Genomic DNA, 6,745 nt, shown 5'->3' with positions numbered 1-6,745 from the left:
CTCGATCGCGCCGATGGTACTGCACTCGGGAGGGTGTGGGAGAGTAGGTCGCCGCCGGACATCTTCACTGGGAGTGGAGGAGTGCTTGAACCCCTTTTCGGGTGTTCGCCTCCTCCACTCCCTTTTCTCATGCCCGGTGGCAGGGAGAGGGCCCGGGAGCGAGGGGATTCCTCGGTCACGGGCCCTTCTGCGGGCATCGGGGCTCATCGCTCAGCCGCGTGCCGGCGCGTCGTTCTCCTGCTGCCAGCGGGACCAGCCGGCGTAGTTGCCGTCGACCTCGATCACCTCATGGCCGGCCCGTCGCAGAGCGTTCGCGGCCACGGTGGCGCGCAGCCCCGACTGGCAGAAGGCTATGACGGCGCCCTCGGTGGGCGCGGGGAGCTGCTCACGATGGAACAGCGCCCTTCCGGCCGAGAGCTGCTGAGCACCCGGGATGGTCCCGGCGGAGTGCTCGGACTTGTTCCGCACGTCGAGCAGCACGGCCTCCGGGCGGCTCGAGCGCAGCTGGTCGAGATCCGCGGGGGAGACGCGCTGAGGCACGCTCTGCTCGAGACCCTCGAGCGAGGTCACGCAGCCGCCGAGCGCGTCGATCCCGACTCTCACGAAATGGTCCTGGATCCTCGCTGCGGTCTCCGCGTCCGGGGCGAGGACGATGATCTCGGCGTCGTCGGACTCCGGGTCGAAGGCCCAGCCGATATGGGAGGCGGCCTTGCCCGGGGCGGGGATGCTGAGCGCACCGGGCACCATGCCCTCGTGCACCGCGGCGACGGGCCTCGTGTCCACGAGGGCGATCGTTCCGGAGGCCATCCCTGAGGAGATCTCCGAGGCATCGACGCGGCGGGGGAGAGTCCTCTCTCCCAGCAGAGCCGGCCCGAGGACGTTCTGACGCTTCATCCGTCCGAAGTAGGCGTGGGCATCGGGCTGTCCGTCTAGGAGCTCGTCGATGAAGCCCTGCTCGTCGTCGGCCGCGAGGTGCGGAGCCCACCAGGCGAAGCTCCGCTCGTAGCCGACCGTCGTGGAGGGCACGGCCCCGAGGGCCTTTCCGCAGGCCGACCCGGCGCCGTGGCCCGGGAGCACCTGGACATGGTCGGGGAGGGAGAGGAACACGTCCCGCAGCGAGGCGAAGAGCTGCCGTGCCCCCTCGAAGCGCGTGTCCTGCATACCGGCCGCCTCGTCCAGCAGATCCGGGCGCCCCAGATCGCCCGCGAAGACGAAGTCCCCGCTGAGGAGATACCCGGGGCTCGGCGCGAAGGCGGTGTCGGTGATGAGGAACGAGAGATGCTCCGGTGTGTGCCCCGGCGTGTGGCGGGCGGTGATCGTGACCGCGCCGAGCTCGATCGTGTCGCCGTCGTGGAGGCGCTCGGCCGGGAAGTCGTACTGCCAGTCCTCGCCGCCCTCTCCCGAGACATAGGCGGTCGCGCCCGTCGCCGCGGCGAGCTCGCGCGTCCCCGAGAGGAAGTCCGCATGGACATGGGTCTCGGTCACGGCGACGATCCGCAGACCGTGATGCCGGGCGAGGTCGAGATAGTCAGCGATGTCGCGCCGCGGATCGACCACGAGCGCCTCCCCGCTGTCCTGGCAGGCCACGAGATAGCTCGCCTGGGAGAGGTCCTCGTCGTAGAGGCGTTCGAGAAGCACGGGTCCTCCTGGTGGCTGCGAGGCACGGTGACAGGGCGGGGCCGTCCATATGGCGGAGGACTCACCCGCTCGCGAGGGTACGCCCCGTTCCTGAGGGACACACGGCGGGGGACCGGCGGGGATCGCGCAGGGGACCGGCGGGGGACCGGCGGGGATCGCGCAGGGGACCGGCGGGGATCGCGGAGAGGGAGCGGCGTGCGTCGCAGCGCCAAGCGGTGGTCCGGGGAGCCGGGTGCGGAGGGGGCGAGCGGTGCGCGACGCGAGGGCTCCGGGCAGCGCGCCGGGTGCGGGCGGGACGGGACGAGTGCGGCACGCCGCTGCGGCGGCACCGGGTTCGCGGTCCCGAGCACCGTCGGTTCCCGGAGTCTGGGAGCCCCGTGAAAGCAGTCACGGATGATGCCGTTACCCGAGGGTCAAGGGCGTGCTCTGGCTTAGAGTCGCCGGGAGACAAACGCATAGGGCGCACAGGGCGAGACGAAGAGGCGGGCGGTCCAGGTGGCTGAGCACAGCAACAACGGGAGCGACCGCGGCCGGGACGACTGGGGTCGTGACGGTCGGCGGCGGGACGAGCGAGGCTCGACGCCTCGATCCGGCGCGTCCGCCGGCGGCCGCGCCGGGGGTCCTCGAGGCCGCCGCGACGCAGGCCCCTCCCGCGACGGAGGAGCACGCCGTGAGGGCGGACCCCGCCGGGACGGCGACCGCCCCTACCGCCCCCGTCAGGACGACCGCCCGCGTCGGCACGATCGCCCCCACACCGACGGCGCGGACCGCCGCGAGAACCGCCCCTACCGCGAGGACCGGGGACGGTGGCAGGATCGCCCGCACCGGGAGGACCGCCCGCGCCGTGAGGGCGAGCGCCGCGACGACACCCGCGGACGCGACGATCGTGCTCGCCGCGACGACCGCCCATGGCGCGAGAACCGCCCCCAGGGCGGGGAGCGCGGGGACCGCTACGCAGGGCCGCGCCGCGACGATCGGCCCTGGCGCGAGGACCGCGACCGACGGGGGAGCGGCGAGGAGCGTCGCGGAGGCACCGGTCAGCGCCGTGACGACCGGCCCCGCCGTGATGACCGGCCGCGCCGTGATGATCGGCCGCGCCGCGACGACCGAGACCGTCGAGGCGCTCCGGACCGCCGCGGCGGCCAGGACCGTTTCGACGACCGCCGGGGCGGCTCGCGCGACCGGGGCCGGGACGCGGGCCGCCGTGAGGACCGTCGCAGCGGCCGTCCGGGCGAGGAGCAGCGCTCCGATCGGCCGATCGAGCCGCGCGTGCCCGAGGGCATCACCGGCCGCGAGCTCGACAAGGAGACCCACGAGGAGCTGCGGGGCCTGAGCAAGGAGACCGCGGAGCGCGTCGGCCGCCATCTGGTCTCCGCCCACCTCCTCGAGGACACCGACCCCGAGACCGCCCTCGCCCACGCGCGCTTCGCCGCCCGTCTGGGCGGACGCGTCGGCATCGTGCGCGAGGTCTACGGGATCTTCGCCTATCACGCCGGCGACTACCGCACCGCCTCCCGTGAGCTGCGCACCGCGATGCGCATCACCGGGCGCACCGATGTGCTGCCGATGATCGCCGACTGCGAGCGCGGCCTCGGCCGCCCCGAGCGCGCCCTGGACATCGCCGCCTCGGAGGAGGCCGCCGCCCTCGGGGTCGAGTCCGCGATCGAGCTGATGATGGTCGTCGCCGGCGCCTACGCCGACACCGGCGACGTCCAGACCGCCCTGCGCACGCTCGAGATCCCGGCCCTGCGGCACAAGATCGACGGTCGCTGGCAGGTGCGGCTCTGGGTCGCCTACGCCGACCTGCTCGAGCGTGCGGACCGCGAGGACGAGGCGCGGCGCTGGATGACGCTCGCCGCCGACGCGGACACCGAGGGCCTCACCGATGCCGCCGAGCGTCTCGGCCGCCCGGCTCCCGCGCCCGCCGAGGCGCCCGTCCTGGAGGGCGACGAGCAGATCAGCGTGCTCGACGCCTTCGACCCCTACGCGCAGGACGAGCAGGACGGCGCCGACGACGCAGAGGACGGCGACGCCCCGGTGGATGCCGGCGCGGACGCCGACGCGGTCGAGACCGACGACGTCGACGGAACGGACGACGCGGCGGAGGCAGCGGACGACACCGAGGACGACGACGCGGAGGTCGCCGAGGGCGACGGCGCGGAGGCCGGCGACGCGACCGTGACGGCGGAGAGCGCCGACGCGGCCGACGACCCCGGCGCCCCGGAGTCCGGGACCCGGGAGGAGTCCGCGTGATCCGCCGGCCCGACCCCTCGCTCCTGGACCTCCACGACGCGCTGCTGTTCGATCTCGACGGCACGCTCATGCACGGCGCCCGGCCGATCCCGCACGCCGTCGAGGCGGTCGAGACCGCCCGCGCCGCGGGCCGCTCCGTCGTCTTCGCGACCAACAACGCCTCCCGCACTCCGCAGCAGGCCGCCGACCACCTCGCCGTGATCGGCCTCGAGGCGAGCCCCGAGGAGTTCGTGACCTCCCCTCAGGTCGCCTCGCGCCTGCTCGCCGAGGACCTCGCCCCCGGCGCGAAGGTGCTCGTCGTCGGCGGACCCAGCCTCGCCGACCAGCTCCGCGCCGACGGGCTCGAGCCCGTCGAGACGGATGCCGAGGACGTCGTCGCCGTGGTCCAGGGCTGGTCCCCGGACCTCGGCTGGGCGCGCCTGGCCGAGGGGGCCTACGCGATCCGCCGCGGGGCCCGCTGGATGGCCACCAACGTCGATGCGACCCTGCCCACCGAGCGGGGCCTCGCCCCCGGCAACGGCTCCCTCGTCGCCTCGCTGCGCCACGCCACCGGCGCCGAGCCGGAGGTCGCCGGCAAGCCCGAGCCGGGCATGTTCACCGTCGCCGCGACCCGGATCGGCGCCCGCCGCCCGCTCGTGGTCGGCGACCGGCTGGACACCGACATCGAGGGCGCCGTCCGTGCCGGGATGGACTCCCTGCTCGTCCTCACCGGCGTCGACACGGTCGAGACCGCCCTGCACGCCGAGCCGGTGCGGCGCCCCACGTTCATCACCCCGGACCTCGTCGGGATCGCCGCACCCTTCCCGCTGCCCGTCGTCGACGGGGACGGTGCCCGCTGCGGCGCCGTCTCGGTGCGCCGCGAGGGCGAGGACATCGCCGTCGTCCACGGCGAGGCCGACGACCCTCGCGTGCTGCGGGCCGTGCTCGCGCTGCTGCGCGCGACCCATCCCGAGCACGCCTGGCAGGGACGCCTGCTGAGCCGCGACGGGGCCACCGCCCTGCCCGCCGCGGCCGCCGCCCGGTGAGCGGGGACCGGCTCGACGTCGCGCTGCTCGCCGCCGGCCTCGCACGGTCCCGCACCCATGCCCGTCGCATCGTCGAGGAGGGACGTGCGCGGATCGACGGGCGCCGAGCCGACAAGCCCTCCGCCCCCGTCCCCGACGGGGCGCGCCTGACCGTCGTCGACGTGCCCGACGGCATCGAGTACGCCTCCCGCGCCGCGCACAAGCTCGCCGGCGCCCTCGACCTGCTCGCGCTCGACCCTCGCGGTCTGCTCTGCCTCGACGCGGGCGCCTCGACCGGCGGGTTCACCGACGTGCTGCTGCGGCGCGGCGCCGACCGAGTGATCGCCGTCGACATCGGTCACGACCAGCTCGCCGACCATGTGCGCGAGGACGCCCGCGTCGAGGTGCGCGACGGCACGAGCGTGCGCGACCTCACCCCGGACATGCTCGGCGCCCGCGTCGAGCTCGTCGTCGCGGATCTCTCCTTCATCTCCCTGCGCACCGTCCTGCCGGCCCTCGCGGGCGTGACCGCGCAGCACGGGGAGCTGCTGCTCATGGTCAAGCCCCAGTTCGAGGTCGGGAAGCAGGCGCTGCCCCGCACCGGCGTGGTCACCGATCCCGCCGCCCGGATCCGCGCCGTGGAGGGCGTGGTCGAGTCCGCCGCCGAGCAGGGGATCGAGCTCGCGGCCATCGGTCCCAGCTCCCTGCCCGGCCAGGACGGCAACCGCGAGTACTTCGTGCACCTGCGGCCCTCCCGCTCGATCCGGCCGCACGCTGCAGGGGCCACCGCGCCCGGCTCGTCCTGCACGCCGGATACGCAGGCCTATGACATGATCGGGTCTGCCGTGGGTGGGGCACTCCCGCGGCGCCGCTGCGACCAGAACGCCCCCGAGGAGGACTGACCCATGCGACGGTTCCTCCTGTACGTGCACACCGGACGTCGGGCGGCGCTGCGCGCCATGCTCACGGTCCTCGAGGAGCTGCGCCGCCGGGGCGTGCGCGCGGTGGTCGTCGACGAGCAGGTCGACGAGATCCTCTCCCTGCCCGAGGACGAGGCGCCGCCGCGCCTGCTGACCTTCCTCACCAACGGCGGCGTGGACGTGCTCGACGCCGTCTCGGCCGCGGACGCCGTCGAGCTCGGCATCGTCCTCGGCGGCGACGGCACCATCCTGCGCGCCCTCGAGGCCGTGCGCGAGGCCGACATCCCCGTCCACGGCGTGAACCTCGGCCATGTCGGCTTCCTCGCCGAGAGCGAGGTCGAGGACCTCTCCATCACCGTCGCCCGGCTCCTGGACGGCGACTACGAGATCGAGAAGCGCTCCACCCTGGACATCGCCGTCCTCGACGAGCACGACGAGCAGATCGGGCACCACTGGGCGCTGAACGAGGCGTCCCTGGAGAAGGCCGACCGGCAGAAGATGATCAACGTCGCGATCGAGATCGATGGCCGGCCCGTCTCGAGCTTCGGCGCCGACGGGGTGCTGCTGTCCACCCCGACCGGCTCGACCGCCTACGCGTTCAGCGCCGGCGGTCCCGTCATCTGGCCCGAGGTCGACGCGATGATGCTCATCCCGCTCGCCGCCCACGCCCTCTTCGCCCGGCCGCTGGTGCTGGGACGCTCCTCCGAGATCGCCGTCGAGATGACCATGGACAACCGCGAGGACGCGATCCTCACCCTCGACGGGCGCCGCGGGGAGGACATCGTGGCGGGGATGCGGATCGAGGCGCGGCTCTCCGAGCACTCGGTGCGCCTGGTCCGCCTCGCTCCTACCCCGTTCGCCGATCGACTGGTCGAGAAGTTCCAGCTGCCCGTCGTGGGCTGGCGGGGCCGCGGCCCGCGCACCCGCTGA

General features: G+C 74.2%; 5 protein-coding genes. 4 read left to right on the top strand and 1 reads right to left on the bottom strand.

Annotation, left to right across the window (positions count from 1 at the left end; translation table 11 throughout):
- Positions 1 to 210: 210 nt before the first annotated feature.
- The gene (locus tag DEU31_RS10390; RefSeq protein ID WP_133677038.1) at positions 211 to 1,638 is read right to left on the bottom strand and encodes an MBL fold metallo-hydrolase; all 1,428 of its coding nucleotides are present in this window, start codon (positions 1,636 to 1,638) and stop codon (positions 211 to 213) included.
- Between the two features lie 1,269 nt (positions 1,639 to 2,907).
- On the opposite strand from DEU31_RS10390, the gene DEU31_RS10380 reads away from it, so the two are divergent.
- The 4 genes from DEU31_RS10380 to DEU31_RS10365 are packed head-to-tail and all read left to right on the top strand — an operon-like array spanning position 2,908 to position 6,745.
- Positions 2,908 to 3,891: a hypothetical protein gene (locus DEU31_RS10380; protein WP_010552396.1), complete on the top strand. Its 984-nt coding sequence runs from the start codon at positions 2,908 to 2,910 to the stop codon at positions 3,889 to 3,891.
- A complete protein-coding gene (locus tag DEU31_RS10375; protein WP_010552395.1) occupies positions 3,888 to 4,916 on the top strand; it encodes an HAD-IIA family hydrolase in 1,029 nt (342 codons plus the stop codon). Before DEU31_RS10380 ends, DEU31_RS10375 begins: the two co-directional genes overlap by 4 nt.
- Positions 4,913 to 5,797 carry a TlyA family RNA methyltransferase gene (locus DEU31_RS10370; protein WP_133677037.1) on the top strand — a complete coding sequence of 295 codons (885 nt, stop codon included), beginning with the start codon at positions 4,913 to 4,915 and terminating at the stop codon, positions 5,795 to 5,797. Before DEU31_RS10375 ends, DEU31_RS10370 begins: the two co-directional genes overlap by 4 nt.
- A 3-nt stretch (positions 5,798 to 5,800) precedes the next feature.
- Entirely contained in the window at positions 5,801 to 6,745 is a 945-nt protein-coding gene (locus DEU31_RS10365) for an NAD kinase (RefSeq protein WP_053917743.1), read from the top strand.

The sequence above is a fragment of the Brachybacterium sp. AG952 genome (genome assembly GCF_004362645.1).
Lineage (GTDB): Bacteria > Actinomycetota > Actinomycetes > Actinomycetales > Dermabacteraceae > Brachybacterium > Brachybacterium conglomeratum.
This window is presented reverse-complemented; position numbering and strand designations above follow the sequence as displayed.